The sequence below is a fragment of the Chitinimonas taiwanensis DSM 18899 genome, assembly GCF_900119825.1.
GTDB lineage: Bacteria > Pseudomonadota > Gammaproteobacteria > Burkholderiales > Chitinimonadaceae > Chitinimonas > Chitinimonas taiwanensis.
This window is the reverse complement of the sequence record NZ_FPKR01000009.1, coordinates 28,645-49,279: the sequence shown is the minus strand read 5'-3', so window position 1 is coordinate 49,279 and position 20,635 is coordinate 28,645. Positions and strand designations below refer to the sequence as shown.

At 55.3% G+C, this 20,635-nt stretch carries 17 protein-coding genes; 15 read left to right on the top strand and 2 right to left on the bottom strand.

Annotation, left to right across the window (positions count from 1 at the left end):
- Position 1: 1 nt before the first annotated feature.
- The 13 genes from BT173_RS19040 (at position 2) to BT173_RS11985 (ending at position 13,211) form a co-directional block, all read left to right on the top strand.
- On the top strand, positions 2-1,387 hold the full coding sequence (locus BT173_RS19040) for a hypothetical protein (RefSeq protein ID WP_084658512.1): 1,386 nt from the start codon (positions 2-4) through the stop codon (positions 1,385-1,387).
- On the top strand, positions 1,384-2,304 hold the full coding sequence (locus BT173_RS12025) for a hypothetical protein (protein WP_139256143.1): 921 nt from the start codon (positions 1,384-1,386) through the stop codon (positions 2,302-2,304). Before BT173_RS19040 ends, BT173_RS12025 begins: the two co-directional genes overlap by 4 nt.
- A 108-nt stretch (positions 2,305-2,412) precedes the next feature.
- The gene (locus BT173_RS19355; protein WP_139256142.1) at positions 2,413-2,958 is read left to right on the top strand and encodes a hypothetical protein; all 546 of its coding nucleotides are present in this window, start codon (positions 2,413-2,415) and stop codon (positions 2,956-2,958) included.
- Positions 2,959-3,135: 177 nt separating this feature from the next.
- Positions 3,136-3,861, top strand: coding sequence for a tetratricopeptide repeat protein (locus BT173_RS12020; protein ID WP_139256141.1), 726 nt, complete (start codon positions 3,136-3,138; stop codon positions 3,859-3,861).
- Positions 3,862-3,871: 10 nt separating this feature from the next.
- On the top strand, positions 3,872-4,228 hold the full coding sequence (locus BT173_RS12015; protein WP_072428907.1) for a phage baseplate assembly protein V: 357 nt from the start codon (positions 3,872-3,874) through the stop codon (positions 4,226-4,228).
- 527 nt (positions 4,229-4,755) lie between these two features.
- Positions 4,756-5,784 (top strand): PoNe immunity protein domain-containing protein, encoded by a 1,029-nt coding sequence (locus tag BT173_RS12010; RefSeq protein WP_072428906.1) that lies wholly within the window; start codon positions 4,756-4,758, stop codon positions 5,782-5,784.
- A 97-nt stretch (positions 5,785-5,881) separates the two neighbouring features.
- Entirely contained in the window at positions 5,882-6,610 is a 729-nt protein-coding gene (locus BT173_RS12005) for a tetratricopeptide repeat protein (RefSeq protein ID WP_139256140.1), read from the top strand.
- Between the two features lie 825 nt (positions 6,611-7,435).
- Positions 7,436-7,942: a hypothetical protein gene (locus BT173_RS19350; RefSeq protein WP_139256139.1), complete on the top strand. Its 507-nt coding sequence runs from the start codon at positions 7,436-7,438 to the stop codon at positions 7,940-7,942.
- Positions 7,943-7,949: 7 nt separating this feature from the next.
- Entirely contained in the window at positions 7,950-8,417 is a 468-nt protein-coding gene (locus BT173_RS19345) for a hypothetical protein (RefSeq protein ID WP_139256138.1), read from the top strand.
- Between the two features lie 1,285 nt (positions 8,418-9,702).
- Positions 9,703-10,170 carry a hypothetical protein gene (locus BT173_RS19340; RefSeq protein WP_139256137.1) on the top strand — a complete coding sequence of 156 codons (468 nt, stop codon included), beginning with the start codon at positions 9,703-9,705 and terminating at the stop codon, positions 10,168-10,170.
- Between the two features lie 223 nt (positions 10,171-10,393).
- Complete coding sequence (locus BT173_RS19335) at positions 10,394-11,314, top strand: hypothetical protein (protein WP_139256136.1); 921 nt, start codon at positions 10,394-10,396, stop codon at positions 11,312-11,314.
- A 42-nt stretch (positions 11,315-11,356) separates the two neighbouring features.
- Entirely contained in the window at positions 11,357-12,385 is a 1,029-nt protein-coding gene (locus tag BT173_RS11990; protein ID WP_072428902.1) for a PoNe immunity protein domain-containing protein, read from the top strand.
- 97 nt (positions 12,386-12,482) lie between these two features.
- Positions 12,483-13,211, top strand: a complete 729-nt coding sequence (locus BT173_RS11985; RefSeq protein ID WP_072428901.1) for a tetratricopeptide repeat protein — start codon at positions 12,483-12,485, stop codon at positions 13,209-13,211.
- Positions 13,212-13,256: 45 nt separating this feature from the next.
- On the opposite strand, the gene BT173_RS11980 is transcribed toward BT173_RS11985, so the two are convergent.
- The gene (locus BT173_RS11980; protein ID WP_217651460.1) at positions 13,257-14,096 is read right to left on the bottom strand and encodes an alpha/beta fold hydrolase; all 840 of its coding nucleotides are present in this window, start codon (positions 14,094-14,096) and stop codon (positions 13,257-13,259) included.
- A gap of 80 nt (positions 14,097-14,176) precedes the next feature.
- Positions 14,177-17,089 (bottom strand): EAL domain-containing protein, encoded by a 2,913-nt coding sequence (locus BT173_RS19655; protein WP_217651459.1) that lies wholly within the window; start codon positions 17,087-17,089, stop codon positions 14,177-14,179.
- Between the two features lie 159 nt (positions 17,090-17,248).
- On the opposite strand from BT173_RS19655, the gene BT173_RS11965 reads away from it, so the two are divergent.
- Positions 17,249-19,696 carry a putative bifunctional diguanylate cyclase/phosphodiesterase gene (locus BT173_RS11965; RefSeq protein WP_072428900.1) on the top strand — a complete coding sequence of 816 codons (2,448 nt, stop codon included), beginning with the start codon at positions 17,249-17,251 and terminating at the stop codon, positions 19,694-19,696.
- Positions 19,697-19,790: 94 nt separating this feature from the next.
- The gene (locus BT173_RS11960; protein ID WP_139256134.1) at positions 19,791-20,615 is read left to right on the top strand and encodes a hypothetical protein; all 825 of its coding nucleotides are present in this window, start codon (positions 19,791-19,793) and stop codon (positions 20,613-20,615) included.
- The last annotated feature ends 20 nt before the right edge of the window (positions 20,616-20,635 follow it).

Here is a 20,635-nt window from a genome sequence, read left to right as displayed (position 1 = left end):
GATGGCAAGAGAACAAAGCAACACGGCAACGACGAATGCCCAAAAGGGCAGTTGCGTGGATTGCCCGGTGAGTGTGACCAGGCGGGTGTCATATCGATTTGAAACCGGACTTTGGGATCCTCACATCCCTTCTGAGAGGACGCTCAATATTCCTTATGCGTTGGCGATTGATGGCAAGGCCGACAAGGCTTTTTCCAAAAAGGCGGCTGTGCTCAAAGCTTATGTGGCCAAAGACGACATCTTTGTCGAGCCCGGACAGACCGTGGCGCTATATCTGAACAGCGATGCTGCGCCAGCCAATCGCAAACATCCTGTATTCGCGGTTACTCCCAAAGAGCATGATATTGAGGTGGTTATCAAAGAAAGGCGCGGCCAACTCGGTTCAGATGACACACCAAAATTGAAAGGAACCAAAGAAATCACGGATGCGCGCGGCAACAAACGCAAGGTAGACGTTTACGAGGCCACGTTAACCGGCGATATCTGGTTCAAGGTGTCATATAAATACACGCTCGATGACGCAAAAAGACTCATGCCACCCGAAACTGTGGCCGAAATCAGGGCAGCAGTGCTGAGTATTTTTGATGGCTCTCTGAAAGGTGAGCTAACAGTGAATGCACCGAATGATCAAGGCGTGATGCAAAAGACGATCCTGACCTTTCAGAATGCTGATAATCCGGTACAGAACATTGCCAATTTCGATATGTATCGAGATGGGCTACCACGCGTACACCCTCATGCATGGCTGGCATTAATTGATGCAGCACTTAAAAGCGGCATCAAAAAAGTGATCACAACGTCTGGTTGGCGCCCGATGTATGGCAGCATTTCACATCGCACGGGATTGAGTCTGGATGTTGGCTATCTGGATAATGTCCTTCTCAACCGCCAGGAGCTGAGAGGTGGGCGGCAGGACGTGAAATGGGTGAGTGACGCTGAAAAGCAGCTTTTCAAAGAAAAGGAGCTGGCGGATAAGGCGGTGAAAGCTGCTGAAGATAAGCGCGACTCGCTCATTAAAGAGCAGAATAATCTTAATCGACTTAAAAAATCCAATCCCGGTAAGGTTGATCCTTTGCGTGAGCGGGCGCTTGAGAATGAGTTGACTGATTCAATAAAAAATCTAGAGGCCGCAAATCAAGCCAAAGTCACGGCAGATAATGCATGGAATAAAGAACGCGATTTGCACGAGCCTACAATAGTCAAGTCGTTTCGTACCAGTTTATCGCAATGTAAATGCGTTAGCCAGGTTTTTGATCCTTGGTTCATGGATGACAATACGCGAGACCAAGTACCCTCGAAGCCAAATCTGCAGATATCCAGCAATGAAAAATTGCACTCCCACCATCTGCATATCACCGTCTACGACCCAAGCCTGCCCACAAAATGAAAATGCAGACCAGATTAATTTTTAATAGCTTCTTAGCATTGTTATGCGTTATTACTTTTGCTAAAGAAGATGGTTCCCGCGTGTGGATAGAACGACCGTGGGAATATAGATTTATTTTGCTGATTGGTGATCCAGCATCATTTTCGGCCAAGAGCGAGCTCGGCAAGAGAATTCTTGCGACAGTCGATCCATCCGAACCGCAAATTATTCAATCTATTCTTCCTGATGCCACCATTATCCGTACCGATTCACCTAATGCACTGCTGGAAATGGATAAGGCCGTGGCTTTTCAGTTGATCCGGTTCAATGAACAAGGCGAAGTCATCTCCCCCTATCACTGGACCCAGAAGCTAAGCGGAAAGATAAACCGCATCCGCTCACTTATTCTGGCGCCGGGCAATGCCCCGGCAGACCTACAGTTTCATTTGGGGTATTGGTATACCGGTATCAGCAGCGAGGAGTCGGCTTATATTCCAGCCATCTGTTCAATGGGAGATATGGAGCGCCGCTATAAACCTGGCTTCAAGGCGGCTTACACGCATGGCAACTTTGGCTGCCGCGAATGGGGCTATTACTTACAAAACGATCAGTTCCCATACATCGATGTCACCTCGTATCAATGGGAAGACGATTACGACAAGCCGACTAACAAGAAGGGGGAATACCCTCAAATGTTGGTTGCGCGCATTCTCCCCGTTATCGGTTGGGGGCGGTTTGACGTTCCGTCGAAGCCAGTAATCGGTAAACAGATCGACACTTGGGTCTGCCTGCACGAATGCCCCGACAGCGAAGCCCCTGGCATCATCCCCGATATCAAGGCCTGGGCAGCCAAACGCGGCTGGCCGGTTCCCCTGCCGCCCGAGAAGATGCCGCTTTTCCCCGACCGCGAATATCAACGCGGGGAGTTTATTGATTAATCCAGTGCGCCTGCACATCCCTACCATGGGTAGGCGCCGTGAATAAAGTCGGATTCGAATATCACTCGCCGCACTGTTGATCCGATAAACATTCAAATCGAGATATGCATGTTAATTGGACAGAAGAATAAAACTATCAAAGGCTGTGTTGCCTTACTGTTTTTTGGCCTTGCTGCCACCAGTGCATGGGCAATACCGCCGAGCAGCTTTAATGCTTATATGGAGAAGCTGATGTTCCCGAGTGAATCAGAGGAACGGGTTTCTTTTTCTACGCGCTTATGCACCCAGACCCCTTGGCCAGCACTGACTGCCGCAGCAGCAGAATCGGGTGTGCACCAGCCTGATGATTTCATCGTCGCTCTGCAGGATCTGTACTGCCGCGAAACATTCCCCGACCAATTACTGCGTCATCGCTTTTTAGCCATGAGGCGAGACTTAAGCGGGCCAGGCTCTTCCAACGCGCAACGTCGTACCCAAGCCCCAGCCATGGGCCTCGGCCTTCCATCACCACAAGCACTCTGGATTCGCGTTGAAGCGCGAGGGAAGCGGGTTGCTGTCGGCGTCGACAGAGAGGGTGGCGGTGACGATTTCACCCTGATTTTTCGTCACCAGCGCTGGCAATTCAAAGAGATCAACCGTGGTGAATCATGCTGAACGATGCAATACAACAAGGCAGGCTTGCCACGTAGCTCACAACGCCATAGCGTAAGTTTCCACACGCAGGTGTGGTTCTTCTATATGCCAACCACGCCAATAAAAACTATTGAGCACGGCGTTTCTACCTAGGTACGCCGTCGTCTCACCTTGGCGGCCGAACTAGTTAGAACTCCCATGGGTTTCTTTTCCCGATTATTCCGCAGCAACGCCCCCGCCGTCAGCCCGACCACGCCCAGTACGGTTTCACCACACAGCGCGGCTGCCAGTAGTCCAAACACCGAGCTCTCCGCAGCCCAGGCCGCGCTGGCCTTGGATGACTTCAGTGCGGCGCTCGCTCATGCCGAGGCGGTGCTGGATGCCGAGGACAAGGCCTTGCGTAACGAAGCGCTGCAGATTGCGCTGACTGCCGCGCGCGAACTGGGCCAGTGGCAGCGCGTGTATGACTACAGCCAGAAGGGCTTTGAGCAGGCGCCGACCGCGTTTCATGCCTTGCAGCTCGCACTGGCGGCCATTCAGCTGCAGGACCTGCGTCGCGGTGAGGCCTGGATGGAGAAGGCGGTGGAGATCAATCTGCGCCGCAAGGACATCTCGCCCATGCTGCTGCGCGTACGTTTTGTGGAGGCCTTGTGCCAGAAGCAGCTGTTCAGCCAGGCCCTGCCCCATTTGGACTGGATGAAGTCGCTCTACTTGCCTTTTCATCACACTGACCCTGCCACGCTGGGCCTGCGCGGCTGGCCGAGCTTTGCCGACTTCCTGGCGCAAAGCTGGCCGGTGGTATCGGCCGCGCTCGTGCCCAGCCAGGTGCAGGTCTGGTACGCTAGCATGCTGCCCTATGTGGATGCCGCCGGTCAGACCGCAGTGCGGGAGTGGATGGCTGCGCATGGGGTTTCCATCGTCTGATCGGTCGCGTATGCGATTTGCTGGGTGCTCAAGCAAGCGTAGTTGCCGTTTTGCACGACGCGCTACCTTTGCTATCCAGCTGGCCCATGCCGCTGGCGACAATGCGCCAGGCAGCGAAGCGGGCTTCACCTGGGTGCGCGTGGCCGAATGGCTGGCCGGCCCGAACTGGGGCACGCAATTCACCCCGCGCGTGGGCGACGAAGTGCTGATCGATTTCATGGAAGGCGATGTGGACCGCCCGATGGTGGTGGGCAGCCTGTACAACGACCAGGCGATACCGCCCTATGCGGCCGGTCACGATGGCCCGGCCAACCACGCCGGTCATCTAAGCGGCTTTCATAGCCAGACCCCGATGTACTGTACTTGAGGCAAAAGCAAGTGAAAGCATTGGCGTTGCATATGGAAATGGTAAGAAGCGAGTTAAACGAGGTGGTATTCCAGAGTTGAAAGGCTTAAGTCCGAGCATGGAACTACTTCATTACCTACTTAGCGACTCATCCGATAATGGCGGAACTCAGACCCCACTAATGCAAATGTCTGTTGGATGGGTAGATGACAGAGCCAAAAAAGAAGGGCTTCACTCGGACGTAGTTAAAAACCTAGCCGAAAGGAACTCAAAAAAGTACGAGCGGAGCGTTGTTTTAGTTACATTTGAGTCCTCTGGTGCGCTAGACCATGCTAAAGCCTTGACAGATATCCATCAGGGAAAATTGGGCAAGGATATTCAGCCCCATACAGAGCACGGTATAACTCACGAATGAAATGCAACAGAAATTGACATAGTTGACAATACCCGCCAACGTGCGCACCAGTCAAAGAAGTCATCGACACCCGCACCACAAGCAACACGCTCGCGCCAGGCAAAAAATAAATAACCCAAGGGTAAATTGATTTATGACCGAAGCCAATTTTAGGAATCAACGCAGACAAAAATTTCTGACTGAGAAGTACTTTCAGCTGAATTACGCATTCTGCAAGGATGAAATAGCACAAAATACTGCCACTATCAATTCTAAGCAATTTCTGCCATCTGAAATTCCTTACTCAGGCATACCGGGAAGCTCCTTTAAGAATCAATTAAAGCTCATACGTTTAACATTTACCTCCGGCGCAAGTATTGACTCACTACATCAACTCTATACTGATGCAGTTAATTTTTTTGAAATTTGGCATCAGACCTATCGAGAATACATTGCCGAGCTAGCCCGCACGGGCGAAGAAGAATTGCGTGATGACGGTTCTCCCTGCTATTTTGAAGATCTATTTCATTTCCAACTAGTCTTAGAGATCATCAGCCTAGGCGTTCTTTTAGGCGAATCAGATAAAGTAAGACAAATAGTCACTTGGCTTAGTCGCTATCGCCACACAGATATGATGTTTGAATCAATCGTTGAGCAGTATGTAACAGACCCAAGTAAGACTGAGACATTCTTTCATGAAGCACCTTACGGCCTCCTGCTAGACGCTATATATACCGCACAAACATCCGAAGAAGCTAGGGCATATGTCCAATCATATCTTGACAGTTGGTATAAGTCCTTTGAGGGGGTGCCTTGGCATAATGGCCATCTAGTTCAAACAGAAGAGTATTCGAACTATGAGGGCTATTGGGCCTTTGAAGCCGCCGCAGTCTGCGTGCTATATGGCATTGATGACACATCATTCAGAGACCACTTGGTTTACCCGAAAGATTTAGCAGACTGGGCTAGAGCCAATCATGTTCTGGACAGAGTTAACGCAGTAAATCCTAGCGATATAAGACTGCGTTGCGAAGCCGGCCAGCCCTGCCCGCAAGCCGGCTACTGGTTCACCCCCGCCAAGGTCGACTCACGCCGCACTTTCAAGCAAGGCGATATCATGCCCGCAGTTGATAGCGCTTACGGTGCCACGATTTGGCAGTGGGGTGCTGACCAGCAGAACTAAAATACGGGAATACTGAATTCAGTATGCGGTAATTGCAGCAGCGATTACCGCGTTTTATTTCCCGATTTATCATCATTTTATTTATTCGCAGATTTCCATGGGTTTCTTTTCCCGATTATTTCGCAGCAACACTCCCGCCGTCAGTTCGACCGCGCTCAGTACGGTTTTACAAGACAGCGCAACCGTTAGCACGCCAAACACCGAGCTCTCCGCAGCCCAGGCCGCGCTGGCCGTGGATGACTTCAGCGCGGCGCTCGCCCATGCCGAGGCGGTGCTGGATGCCGAGGACAAGGCCTTGCGTAGTGAGGCGCTGCAGATTGCGCTGACTGCCGCGCGTGAGCTGGGCCAGTGGCAGCGCGTGTATGACTACAGCCAGAAGGGCTTTGAGCAGGCGCCGACCGCGTTTCATGCCTTGCAGCTCGCGCTGGCGGCCATTCAGCTGCAGGACCTGCGCCGCGGAGAGGCCTGGATGGAGAAGGCGGTGGAGATCAATCTGCGCCGCAAGGACATCTCGCCCATGCTGCTGCGCGTACGTTTTGTGGAGGCCTTGTGCCAGAAGCAGCTGTTCAGCCAGGCCCTGCCCCATTTGGACTGGATGAAGTCGCTCTACCTGCCCTTTCATCACACCGACCCCGCCACGCTGGGCCTGCGCGGCTGGCCCAGCTTTGCCGACTTCCTGGCGCAAAGCTGGCCGGTGGTATCGGCTGCGCTCGTACCCAGCCAAGCCCAGGTCTGGTACGCGAGCATGCTGCCCTACCTGGATGCCGCCGGTCAGACCGCAGTGCGGGAGTGGCTGGCAACGCATACGGAGACCATTGTCCGATAGTCAGGTCTTGAACTTGCCAAGTGAACAAGCCGTCCCCTTTCAACCCTACCCGTTTCGCAAGGCCTGAGCGCACCGGCACCAGCTACACCGCAAGCCCTCGTTGCCGCACCACCTGTGGTGGTCACCGAGGTTGCAGCCATTCAACTGGGTTACCTCGTGAAGCCGAACAAGAGTGCGGCGGAAAAGATGTACGCCACCGATCCAGAAAGCCAAAAAATTAAAGGTCTCCGTATGCCCGAGATTGACTGAATCGTGCTGGCCACCTCCCAAATTGGTGAGAGTAACTTCGGCTAAGATGGCATTGAAAATGGGCCGACTGATCAGGTGAAAGCGGTTAACTGGCCGAGTATGCTCAAGCCGATGTTGAAGAGCGTAGCAGGATTTAGTGAGGTGGAATCGACGGGGCTGACCTTGCTTGGTTTGCCAATTTAAAAGTCACCCTTGGGTCAATTGCATGACTGGGCATCCGATTCCGACTTGGAAGACTTGCTGGAAATTGAGCGCAAATACCAGCAGGGACAGGAAATATTGCTCATGGTGGACATGAGTCTGATAGGTGGTGACGCGGGATACAATATACAAGATCTATTCCGTGAATCTCACTGGGTGACCTACGAAGGGCTCTGCGTATGGTGAACCAGCATGGAAACCCAACCCAAATTTTAAGTGAGGTTGAAACAGTTTTCTTTGATGTTCAAACTTGGGGATCAGACCCGAAGTCCGGGAATTACTTTACTGTGCCCGACGAGATAGAAGTCATCAATCATTACGTAGACACACTTAGGACAAGTGGCGTCAAAATCTCCTCATGGAAAAGTAACCACTATGGCTACCTCAGCGCGTATTAAGCTGCAATTCATTCTTGCACTTATTGCTCTGTATTCGACACCCAGCTGGGCTGACTGTTCAGACAAGTTTTCTGGAGCGCTATCAATTCTTGACTGGAAGGATGATGTGCCAACCTTTGCCATCTTATCAAAATATGAAAAGGGCTCGAACTTCAAAAGAAAGTACGGAAGCGATTCTTCTGAATTCATCGCAAAAAAGCTGCTCACCCCATCAGGCCGGCCCTACTTACAATTGAAGTTCAACGAATATAGATCACTCTCTCATAGATATGATTACAAGCTCACTCTTGATAACAAGATTGAGTTCAATATATATAAAATAGAGCCCACAAACCAAGGCACATGGGGATGCCAAATGGATTCCGCCAAAGTTAACAACTGCGAAGCCAATGCGGGGCATGCGATCTCTTTCGAAAAGAAATGTGAAATTCTCCTGAAAAACCAATCTCACACCTCAATTATTAATCGCATTAACAATCACTAATTAACAGATGAATTTTCCACTAGCAAGTAAGGCCAGCCTACTACTTACCTTACTCTTTTTTTATTCAAGCCACTCATATGCTGCCTGTCCAAAGAAATTTAGTGGGGAGCTATTGATAGCTGGATGGGATGAGGAAGAACCCAAGGAAATTACACTTGAGCGCCATAAGGAAAACAGTGACCTCAAAAAGCCAGAAGAAGTTCTCTCCTCGAACTTCCAAGCAAAGAAGTCAACAAATGAAGCAGGCAGATCATTTTTAAATATCAGCTTTAAAGATCACATATTTTTACCCTTGGGTTTTGATTACAGACTAAGACTGAACAATAAAGTGGAGTTTCTTATTACAGAAATCACTCCAACAGGTGTGGGCGCATGGGGGTGCCCGCTAGAATCATTCAAAGTAAACAATTGCCCGACCACTTTTGATCGAGCAATCACTCTTGATTCTGCCTGCGGCAAGAAAATAGAAAATTAAAAAATTTAATAACCATCTTAGCCTGAGCACAATTACCCAGTGAGCGTGATTTTCAGAATCTCCTACTGAGTGCCGCCGAGAAGATGTATTCTATCGACCCGGCAGATAGTGATTTCGAGAACCTAAAAATGCCCGAGGTTGACTGGATAGTACTGGCAAGTTCAAGAAGTGGAGAAAGCAGCTTTGGCTATGATGGTTTGGAGAATGGTTCTCTAGATCAGTTAAAGACTGTCAATTGGCCCAGTATGTTGAAACCCATGTTGAAAAGTGTGGCGGGGGTCAGTGAGGTGTAGTCGGAGGGTCTGACTTTGCTTGGTTTACCGATTAAGAAATCCCCTTTGGGTCAGTTGCACGACTAGGCATCCGACTCTGATTTGGAAGACTAGCTGGAAATTGAAAGAAAATACCAGCAGGGACAGGAAATATGGCTCATGGTGGATCGAGATCTGATTGGCAGAGAAGCTGGCTATAAGACCAAAGATCTATTTCTTGACTCGCAGTGGGTAACCTACGAATGAGGGTTGCGTATGGTTGATCAGTTCGGCAATCCCGCTCAGGGAAAAAGTGAGGTTGAAACTGTCTTTGTTGATGTTCACACTTGGGGAGCAGACCCCAAAACTAGCTACTCATTCCCTATGCCATACGAAACTAGAGATCTCAATGATTCCGTAAAGAACTTCAGATAAAGGGGAATTAAAATCACCTCATGGAAAAACAACTACTATGGCTATCTCAGCACATATTAAACTGCATCTACTTATCGCACTGGCAGCCCTTTACCCATCACTAACCTGGGCTGCTTGCTCCGATAAATTTACTAGATCTCTGATGGTCCTTGACTGGGAGGATGAAGTTCCAAACTCTGCCATCCTATCGACATACAAGAAGGGCTCTAATTTTGAAGACCCCGCCGAGTCATCTTCTTCCGACTATTTCGGAGAAAAATTAAAGACCTCCTCCGGACGGAGTTACCTTAGAGTTGTATTCAAAGATCAGAGCGTGCTTTCTCACAAGTATGACTACAGATTAATTATTGACAATAAAATTGACTTTAAAATTTATGAGATCACACCTTCAGCGCGACGAGTTTCGTCTTGCTCTTTAAAGTCAGCCAAAGTCAACGACTGTGAAGCCGACGCATATCACTGGATTACTTTTGAAAAAAAGTGTGGCAAATTACTAGAGAACTAAAATTTAGGACCAAGCCTTTCCAAGGCCGGCTATTATTCTTCGCCCTTTATATTGAAAATATCAGATATAGTTAATTCATGGAAGAGCAATTATTATGGTTATCTCAGCGTGCATTAAGCTTAACCTTGTGGCCTTACTCGCCTGTGCATACCCCCTGCCAACCTGGGCTGGTTGCTCTGACATATTTAGCGGGTATTTTTTTGTTCTTGATTGGGAAGGGGATGAACCAAAGTCAGCCAGCTTATCAAGATATGAGAAGGGCTCCGGATTCCTCTCACCAAACGAGACCTACTCACTCGACTATACCGGCGAGAAAGTAACCAGCTCCTACGGAAGAACCGCCCTTAAAGTTGTCTTTAAAGACCATGAAATACTCTCCCACAATTATGACTACAGATTGATAATAAACAGAAAAATTGAGTATAAAATTTATGGAATAACACCTACAAACAAAGGAACCTGGGGCTGCCCTTTGGCGTCAGCAAAAGTGAATAGCTGTAAAGCCATTGCAAATAGTGGCATTCAATTTGAAAGCAAGTGCGGAAATCTTTTAAACGATTAACTATCGCAGCTTCAGGGCATAAAAACGAGCCAGTCGCATTTAAAACCTTCCGCACTGAGCTATCGCGCCGTAAGTGCATCAAGCAGTTATTTGATCCTTGGTATATGGACATCAATACGCGCGACAATCAATCCGCTACTGATAATCTAAAGAACGATAGCAATTCCCAGTTACATGCCAATCATCTACACCTGATGGTATTCGACCCAATCCTGGCCACAACATGAATGCCATGAATTCAATATTTCGCCCACTGGCAGTCATCCTATTTTGTATGACTGCAAATGCTCAAGAAGATGGATCACGCGTCTGGATAGAGTGCCCTTGGGATTTTCGTTACATCCTCAAAATTGACGAACCCAGCCGCTTTGAAATTCGGAGAGAGCTAGGAAAACAGGAACTCGCAAGAACACCGCTCGACTTCGGGCGCAGCCATCTGCTTGAAACCATCATCCCCCCAGTACAGGTATTTGATATACCGAATGAATACTGGGAAGCGAACAACAAGGTCGCCACCTTGCTGATGACTTTTGATGAGCAGGGCCGACTCGCCTCTCCCTACGAGTGGCCGTTTACGTTGAGCGGTAAACTCAATCGCCTGCGTTATCTGATACTGGCGCCCGGCAATGCCGCGAATGATCTGCAGTTCGATATTGGCGAATGGTATACCGGACGTAGCAGCGACGAAGTGGCTTACATTCCAGCCATCTGCTCAATGACAGATATGGGAGAACGCTACCGCAAGGGCTTCAAGGCCGACACCATCGATGGCAACTTCGGCTGCCGCGAGTGGGGCTACTACCTGCAAAGTGATCAATTCCCATACATCGTTATCACCTCGTATCAATGGGAAAACGATTACGAGAAGCCCAAAAATAAAAAAGGTAAATATCCGCAAATGCTGGCAACTTACATCCGTCCGGTGATCGGCTGGGGGCGTTTTGATACGCCGCCCAAACCTTTCATTGGTCAGCACGGCAAGAACTGGGTTTGCCTGCATGAATGCCCGGATGGCGAAGCACCCGGCATCATCCCAGACATCAAAGCCTGGACTGCCAAGCGTGGCTGGCCTTTACCCAAACCACCCAAGAAACAGCCCATGTTCCCTGATCGTGCGTATCAACGCGGGGAGTTTATTGATTAATCTAATGCCACACAAGAAACAAACCAAACTAGAGATAGCATATTGACTGAAGCTGACTTCCGCATTAAACGCAGGCAGCAATTCCTGACAGAGAAGTATTTCAGGCTCAATCAGGCAATGGAAGTTGCCAATATCGATAGTAAAAAATCGGCCATACAGGAGGGCCACATCCCTTCTAGCGATACGGCCTATACTGCGGTAAGAGGCGGAGCATTTAAAAGTGCATTGAAGCTAGTACGTCTGCACTATACAGCCGGTCAGAACATAGAGTCGCTTCATTCCCTATACAGTGAGGCTATGAATTGGTTCGAGGCATGGCATAAGTCTGAGCACGAATTCGCCATCGCGTTAGCCCAAGAGACGGGTCAAGATTTACAGTTGGATGCTACACCTTGTGAATTCGAGGATCTCTATCATTTCCAGCTAGCGCTGGATGTTGTAAGTATTGGCATTTTACTTGGCGAAGCAGATAAAGTGCGTAGTGCTGCAAAATTGATGAGCAGCAGTAGGCACACAGATATGCTTTTTGAGTCTCTAATTGAGCGCTATGTACCTGATACTAGTCAGACGGAAGAATTCTTCCATGAAGTACCCTATGGTCCACTCGTGGATGTAATTTATACAGCACAAACTGCAGTTGAAGCCAGTGCGTACATGCTAGAGTATTTGAATGGCTGGTACTCTGCCTTTAAGGAAACACCTTGGTACAATGGCCATCTGGAGCAAACAGACGAATACTCCAACTATGAAGGCTATTGGGCTTTTGAGGCGGCCGCAGTCTGCGTGCTATATGGCATTGATGACACATCATTCAGAGACCACTTGGTTTACCCGAAAGATTTAGCAGACTGGGCTAGAGCCAATCATGTTCTGGACAGAGTTAACGCAGTAAATCCTAGCGACATAAGACTGCGTTGCGAAGCCGGCCAGCCCTGCCCCCAAGCCGGCTACTGGTTCACCCCTGCCAAGGCCGACTCACGCCGCGCTTTCAAGCAAGGCGATATCATGCCCGCAGTCGATAGCGCTTACGGCGCCACGATTTGGCAGTGGGATGCTGACCAGCAGAAATAAAATACGGGAATAGCAAATTCATTACGCGGTAATTGCAGCAGCGATTACCGCGTTTTATTTCCCGATTTATCATCACTTTATTTATTTGCAGATTTCCATGGGTTTCTTTTCCCGATTATTCCGCAGCAACACCCCCGCCGCCAGTTCAATCGCGCCCAGTACGGTTTCACAAGACAGCGCAATCGTCAGCACACCAAATACCGAGCTCTCCGCTGCCCAGGCCGCGCTGGCCTTGGATGACTTCAGTGCGGCGCTCGCCCATGCCGAGGCGGTGCTGGATGCCGAGGACAAGGCCTTGCGTAGCGATGCGCTGCAGATTGCGCTGACCGCCGCGCGTGAGCTTGGCCAGTGGCAGCGCGTGTATGACTACAGCCAGAAGGGCTTTGAGCAGGCGCCGACCGTGTTTCATGCCTTACAGCTCGCGCTGGCGGCCATTCAGCTGCAGGATCTGCGCCGCGGTGAGGCCTGGATGGAGAAGGCGGTGGAGATCAATCTGCGCCGTAAGGACATCTCGCCCATGCTGCTGCGCGTGCGCTTCGTGGACGCCTTGTGCCAGCAGCAGCTGTTCAGCCAGGCCCTGCCCCATTTGGACTGGATGAAGTCGCTCTACCTGCCCTTTCATCACACCGACCCCGCCACGCTGGGCCTGCGCGGCTGGCCGAGCTTTGCCGACTTCCTGGCGCAAAGCTGGCCGGTGGTATCGGCCGCGCTCGTACCCAGCCAAGTCCAGGTCTGGTACGCAAGCATGCTGCCCTATGTGGATGCGGCCGGGCAAAGTGCGATCCGCGAACTGCTTGTAGCGCGCTGCAGCGGTATTGCCGTTTAAGCGCAGGCTGATCTGCGCAAGAATCCAGGCTTGACAGTAGGCGGGCTAAGACTTGGCCTGTTGCGGCGCGAGGGCGGCCAGACGGGCCAGCGCGTTTTTCACTGCCTTGGCCGTGGTAGCCGGCTGCTCGAAGGGGAAAAGATGCCCGCCCTCGATCTGCTGGATTTCAATGCCGAAATGCCGCTGCATATGGTTCAGATCGGCACGGCGCACATACTCGGAACTGCGTCCGCCGATGAAGATGGTGGGCACGCGCAGCTGGCCGCGAAAGCGCGGGAAGATATGCGGCAGGCCGCAGTAGATATCGTGTTCGACCGCCGGGTCGAATTTCAAGCTAACGCCCTGCGCGCTCGGCTCGGTGCCAGCAAGCACATAGTCGCGCAAGCAGTCGGGGTCAAAGCTGGCGAACATGCCGCGCCCCTGGAAGTGCCGGTAAGCATCCTCCACCGATGGCCACTCACGGCGGCGGCGCAACGTGCCGCGGCCGGGGGTGATGCGATCGATGAAGCCCAGCCGTTTGCCCAGCCACAACATGCTGGATACGCGCCGGCTGAAGATAGGTGAATCGAGCAGGATCACGCCGCGGAACAGCTCGGGGCGGCGCAGCGCGCACATGAAGGACAGAAAACCGCCCAGCGAATGGCCGAGCCCGATTACCGGCTGGCTGTAACGCGCTTCGATATAGGTGAGCGATTCTTCCACCAGCGCCGGCCAGCAATCGCTGACCAGGAAATGCGGGTTATGCCCGAGCATTTCGATGAAGCCGAGGTCGTAATCGGCCTCGAAATACTGGAGGAACTTGCGATAGCTGCCGGCCGGAAAGCTGTTGGCGTGCGAGAAATGCAGGGCGGGCTTTTCGTGCTGACTGAGTTCGCGCATGAACATAAACTATCAATCGCTTGCTTGATTAAGCGCAAATCTTAACCGAACTTCTCCCTGTGTGGTTTTGCGCTGGTCTGAAAAAGCTAGTTGGCGCCAGGCAGTTGGCCCGGCTCGCGACGCTGCAGCAGCGACTGCAAAACATAGGCGGGCTGCGGGCGACCTAGCAGATAGCCCTGGGCCAGCTCGCAACCGGCATCGCGCAGATAGGCGAGCTGCTCGGGCGTCTCCACGCCCTCGGCCACCACTTTCAGGCGCATCTTGCGGGCAATCGCGATGATGGTTTCGGTAATCGCCTGGTCGTCCTCGTCGTTAGGCAGGCCCTGCACGAAGCCGCGGTCGATCTTCAGGCTGTCGAGCGGGTACTGCTTGAGGCTGACCAACGATGAGTGACCGGTGCCGAAGTCGTCGATGGACAGCACCACGCCCCGCTCGCGCAGGCGCTGCAGCAGGACGGCCGCCTCCTGCGGGTTCTGCATGATGGTGCTCTCGGTGATCTCCAGCTCGAGCATGGCGGCGGGCAGCTGGCTATCGAGCAAGGCTGCGTCCACGGTATCCAGCAGGTCGCCGCTGGCGAACTGGCGCGCGGACAGATTGACCGCGATATGTTGCAGGCCAAGGCCGGCATCCAGCCAGGCCCGCCCCTGCCGGCAGGCTTCTTCCAGCACCCAGCTGCCTATCGCAACAATCAGGCCGTTCTGCTCGGCCAGCGGGATGAACTTGGCCGGACTAAGCAGGCCCAGCTCGGGATGGCGCCAGCGGATCAGGGCCTCGACCCCGACGATCTCGCCGCTCTGGGTGGCCACCTGGGGCTGGTAGTGAAGTTCGAATTCGCCGCGATCCAGCGCATGACGCAGGCTGTTCTCCAGCAACAGGTGCTCGAAGGCCTGGGCATTCATCGCCTTGTCGAAGAACTGATAGGTACTGCGGCCACGCTCCTTGGCCTGGTACATGGCGATATCCGCATTCTTCAGCAGCGTCTGCGCATCGGCGCCATCGCCCGGATACAGCGCCACACCCACGCTGGCGGTGACGAACATCTCGTGGCCATCGATAACAAAGGGCTGGGCCATGGCACGCACCACTCTTTGCGCGACCTCGACCGCCACTTCCGGCCCGGCGATCCCGTCCAGCACCACGGTGAACTCGTCACCGCCCAGCCGGCCGATCAGATCACGGTTCTTCAGCTGATAGCGCAGGCGCTCAGTGGCGGCCACCAGCAGGCGGTCGCCCGCACCGTGGCCTAGCGTGTCGTTGATCGCCTTGAAACGGTCCAGATCCAGGAATAGCACGGCCAGCTGCTCGCGCTGGATACGCGCCTGTTCGACCTCGTGGCGCAGGCTGCTCAGCAAACCGTGCCGATTCAGCAAGCCGGTCAGGCCATCATGGTTGGCCAGGTAGTGCAGGCGGTTCTCAGTTTCCTTGCGGCTGGTGTAATCGGTAAACACGCCGACGAAATTGGAGATCTGCCCGGCTTCGTCGCGCACGGCGGATATCGACATCCAGACCGGATACCACTCGCCATTCTTGCGCCGGTCGCGCATCTCGCCCTGCCAGTAACCATCGCGGAACAGGTGCTCACGCATGTCCTGGTTGAAGGCCGCGCGCGAGCCCTGCCCCATCAGCATGCGCGAATGCTTACCCAGCGCATCGGCAGGCTCATAGCCGGTAATGCGGGTGAAAGCCGGGTTCACCGCCACAATGCAATTATCGGCATCGGTAATCAGAATGCCCTCGGAGGCCGATTCAAACACCCGCTCGGCCAAGCGCCCCTGACGCTCCGACTCCACACGCTGGCTGACATCCAGCGCGGTGCCGATCACCGCTGGCTGGCCCTCGTAGTCGAAATGGCGACCATGCGCCTCCAGCCACAGCGCATGGCCGGCGCAGTGTTCAAGACGGAAGGTGTAGCGCAGGCTGTCCGGCTCGCCGGCGGTGTCCAGACTGCTCAGCGCACTCAGCGTGCGCTGCGGTAGCGCATCCAGGCTGGCATAGCCAAGCATCTCCAGCAGCTTGGGGTTGGCATACACAAGCCGGCCGGCCTGGATCACGAAGATGCCGACCAGCGATAGCTCGACAAAGGCGCGGAACTTGCGCTCCGACTCTTGCAAGGCGCGCTCGGCTGCCTTGGCCTGGGATAGATCACTGAGTATGGCCACATAGTGGGTGACCGCCTGCTCGGCATTGCGCAGGGCACTGATGGACAGCATGGTGCTATGGCGCAGGCCCTGCCGGCTCTGCAGGCAGTATTCGCCCTGCCAGCGCCCGGCCTGCTCGGCCGCTTGAATGATCTGTGCCAGCCCGGCAGAGGCCGCGTCCGCCTCCAGACTCAGCGCAAGCTGGCCGAGCAAGGCCTCGCGCGGCTGGCCGGCCAGGGCCTGCATGGCCGGGTTGAGCGCCACGATGCGCCCGTCGGCCGTGGTCACCAGCATGGCCTCGCCGCTGGCCTCGAAAGCGCGTGCATAGAGCGCCAGCTCCTGCTGCGCCTCGGCTCGCTCGCTCACGTCTATCATCACCCCGACCACCAGCGCACGCCCCTGCATCTGGGTGACCCGGCTATGTACCTCGCAATGGCCAAGCGTGCCGTCGGCGCGCAGAAAGCGGAAGCCGTAGCGCAGGCTGCGCAGCTCGCCGCTCAGGCGGCGGCGCACATTCTCACGCACCAGGTTCAAATCGGCCGGGTAGATGATCTGGCTGAGCGGCAGATCGCTGAGCGCCTCGCGCGCGATGCCTAGCATATCGGCCATGGCCTGGTTGCCGTAGATGATGCGGTCCGCATCAAGTAGATAGACACCAACCAGCGATTGCTCGACAAAACCGGCCAGATGATCGAGCGCGCCGGCTTCCGCTTGGGCCGAACTGCCCTTGGCCACACCCCACACCGCCAAACCCAGGCCCAGCGCCAGGCCACCCAGCAACCACCAGGGCAGCCAGGGCGCGGCCAGTACGGCAGCCGTGGCCAGCAAGCCTAGGTAGGCCGCCGGCAGAGGTCGGTTCATCTTCTCCATCGCGCTCTTGTGTCGGATCCGGCAGTCATGGCCGCCAGACCTCGGTTTTATGTCTCGGGCTGGGATTGTATGTGAAATAGGCAGCCGGACCAGCCGATCTTTCTGCTCAGGCCGGCTATCATGCGGACAGGCAACATAGGAGCTGCGCGCTTGGCCCATTCCGCCCCATCCGAAGCCGAAACCGACCAAGGCGCAAGCCTGACGCGCTGGCTGCCGCCCAGCCTGATCTATGTGCTGATCGCGCTGGCCTGGATTGCCTTTTCCGACCAACTGCTGCGCTGGGCGATTCCCTCGCCGGCCATGCAGTCCTGGCTGCAGACCTTCAAGGGCTTTCTCTTCGTGCTCGCGACTGGCGCCACGCTGCACTGGCTGATCCGGCGCGTACAGCGCCGCAATCAGCAGGACAGCCAGCGCATTGCCGCGCTGAGCAGCTTCTACCAGGCGCTGTCCACCGTCTCGGCCGCGGCCATGCGCGCCGAAAACCAGGCCCAGCTGTTCGAGAGCAGCTGCCGCGCGCTGCTCGACCATGCTGCGGTGCGAGTGGCGGCCGTGGTGCTGCTCGATGCCAAGCAGCACAGCTTGACTCCGGCCTGTGCGCTGGGGCCGGCCGCCGCACTGTACGAGCAGGCGCTCTCGGCCGATCCGAGCTCGCCGGATGCCGCCACGGTGTCGCTGCGTGCCGTGCTGGCGCGCAGCGCCTGCTTTTGCGATGACCTGCACAATGAGCCCGGCTTCGAGGCGTTTCGTAGCCGCTATGCTGCGCATGGCCTGCAGGCATTTGCTGCGCTGCCGCTGTACTGCCATGGCGTACTCATCGGCACGTTGACCCTGGGCTGTAGCCAACCCCAATTCTTCGATGCCGAGCGGCGTCAGCTGCTGCTGCAGCTGGCCGAGACGGTGTCCTTTGGCCTTGGGCATCTGCAGCGGCTCAAGCGCCTGCGTCTGATGGACAGGCTAATCGAGCGCGCCAACGATGGTGTGATCGTTACCGATGCCGCCGCACGCATCGTCGCAGTCAACCCGCGCTTTTGCGAGATCACTGGCTTCAGCGAGGCCGAAGCGCTCGGCCAGACCCCGTCCCTAATCGCCTCGGGCCGGCACGGGCGCGACTTCTACCAAAGCATGTGGCAACGCCTGCATCAGTCCGGCCACTGGCGCGGCGAAATCTGGAATAAGCGCAAGAGCGGCGAGCTTTATCCGGAATGGCTGACCATCTCGGCGGTACGCGGCGAGCGCGGCGAGATCGAGAACTATCTGGCGGTGTTCAGCGACCTGAGCGAGCGTCTGGAGGCCGAGCAACGCATCCGCGAGCTGACCTCGATCGACCTGCTGACCGGCCTGCTGAATGCCGAGGTATTCCGCGCCCGCCTGGTCGGCCTGCTGCAGGAGGTGCGAGCCCACAAGGGGCGCGCCGCCGTGGCCGTGCTGAATTTGAACCGCCTGCGGGTGATCAACCAGGTGTATGGGCGGGAAAAGGGCGATGTACTGCTCAGCCAGATCGGCCAGCGCCTGCAAAGCCTGAACCTGAAGGGCGCGCTGATCGGCCGCCTGGGCGGCGACGAGTTCGGTATCGCCGTGCCCGGCATGCACACGCTGGAAGACGTGCTACGGGCCGCGCGCAGCGTATCGGCCTGTTTCAACGCCTTGTTCCTGCTCGACAATGACACGCTGATGATCCGTCCCAGCATCGGCGTGGTGTGTTTCCCCGAGCATGGCGAGGATGCGATCAGCGTGCTCAGCCATGCCACGGCCGCTATGCAGCGCTGCAAGCGCGAGGGCACCGATACGCTGCGCCTTTATACGCCCGATCTGTCGCAGGACGTCAGCGCACCCTTCGAGCTCGAACAGGACCTGCGCCGCGCGATCGATAATGGCGAGCTGTGGCTGGCTTTCCAGCCGCAGATCGATATGCGCAGCGAACGGGTGATCGGCATGGAAACCCTGCTGCGTTGGACTCACCCCACCCTGGGGCCGGTATCGCCCGCCAAGTTCATTCCGGTGGCCGAGGAGTCCGGTCTGATCCTGCCGATAGGCGAATGGGTGCTGGCCGAAGCCTGCCGGCAGGCCGCGCGCTGGAACCAGGGGCGGGCCAGGCCACTACGGGTGGCGGTCAACGTCTCGGCCGTGCAGTTTCAGCGCCAGAACTGGCCCCGCCTGGTGGAAAAGACCCTGCACCAAACCGGCCTCGCCGCGGAATGCCTGGAGCTGGAAGTGACCGAGAGCGTGGTCATGCAGCATATCGATGCGGTGGCCATGCGCCTGCGCGCCCTGAAGGCGCTGGGCGTGCAGCTGGCCATCGACGACTTTGGCACCGGTTACTCCTCGCTTGCCTATCTGAAGCGCCTGCCCATAGACCGGCTGAAGATAGACCAGAGCTTCGTGCGTGGCCTGCCCAGCGATAGCGGCGATATGGCCATCTGCCGCGCCATCGTTGGCCTGGCCAGCAGTCTGGGCTTTTCCTTGATCGCCGAAGGCGTGGAAACCGCCGAGCAGGCCACTTGCCTGTTCGATATGGGCTGCTGCGAGGCGCAGGGGTGGCGCTATGCGCGCGCCATGCCCGGCGATGAATTCCTGACCTGGCTACAGGCACGCCCCTAGCTACTACTCATTACTCCCCAAGGAACACCCCATGTACCGCATGCCACAGCGAGGCTGGACCCGCCTTGCGCTTGCTTTCAGCTGCAGCCTTCCCATGCTCTGCCAGGCCAAACCGCTCAGCGCCGCTGAACAGGCCTTTGTGGGTGAATACAAGCAGTCTTCGGTCGACACGCTGGCGCAACTGCTGCTCACGGACGACCACACCTTCTGCTACAGCTTTATGGGCGGCGCACGGGATCGTCTGCTCGCTGGCCATTGGCAAGCTGTGCCAGGCCAGGCAAGCCGCATACGGCTAACCGAGCAGCGCGCCAGCCAACCGCTGTTTCCGGTCTTGCTCAGCGCCACGCCGGGCGAAGCGGGCAAGGTGCAGTTCGATTTTCACGGCTACTCATTGTCGGAAGCCAATCGTCCTGGCTTTGCCATCGGTACCGATGAGAACCTCCCTGGCGCGCTGCGCCCGCTCTTTGTGGAAGACAAGTCGAGCTGGTCGGAGAGTTACCTGACCCCGGCCCTGGCGAAGGCACAGGCACGCTACTTCTACCTCGGCCAACTTGAACTCACGCCATCGGGTCAGCCCGGCCTGCTCAAGGTCAGCCAATACCCACTGAAGCCGGGTCAGCAACTGCGTGTGGGCTTCGACGCCGCGCAGGCCGAGGCGCTGCTGGATGCAGAAGCGGAACTCAAGCGCGACACGCTGTATATCCAAGGTGGGCGCTTCGGTCATCGGCAGCCTGCGAAGGCGGAGCTGGTTGCGCAAGCACGCGAGTCCTGCATCCAGCCCATACTGGCCAACAAGCCAGCGCCAGATTCGGAACCCGACAGCGGCACTGCGGGCCAGATGCTCAAGCCGCTGCGGCAATTCACCCTGCCCGCCTCAGCCTTGCAAGGGGCAGTCTGGTTTCCCGAGCAAGCCGAGTAGCCATAACAGGACCGCGGCCG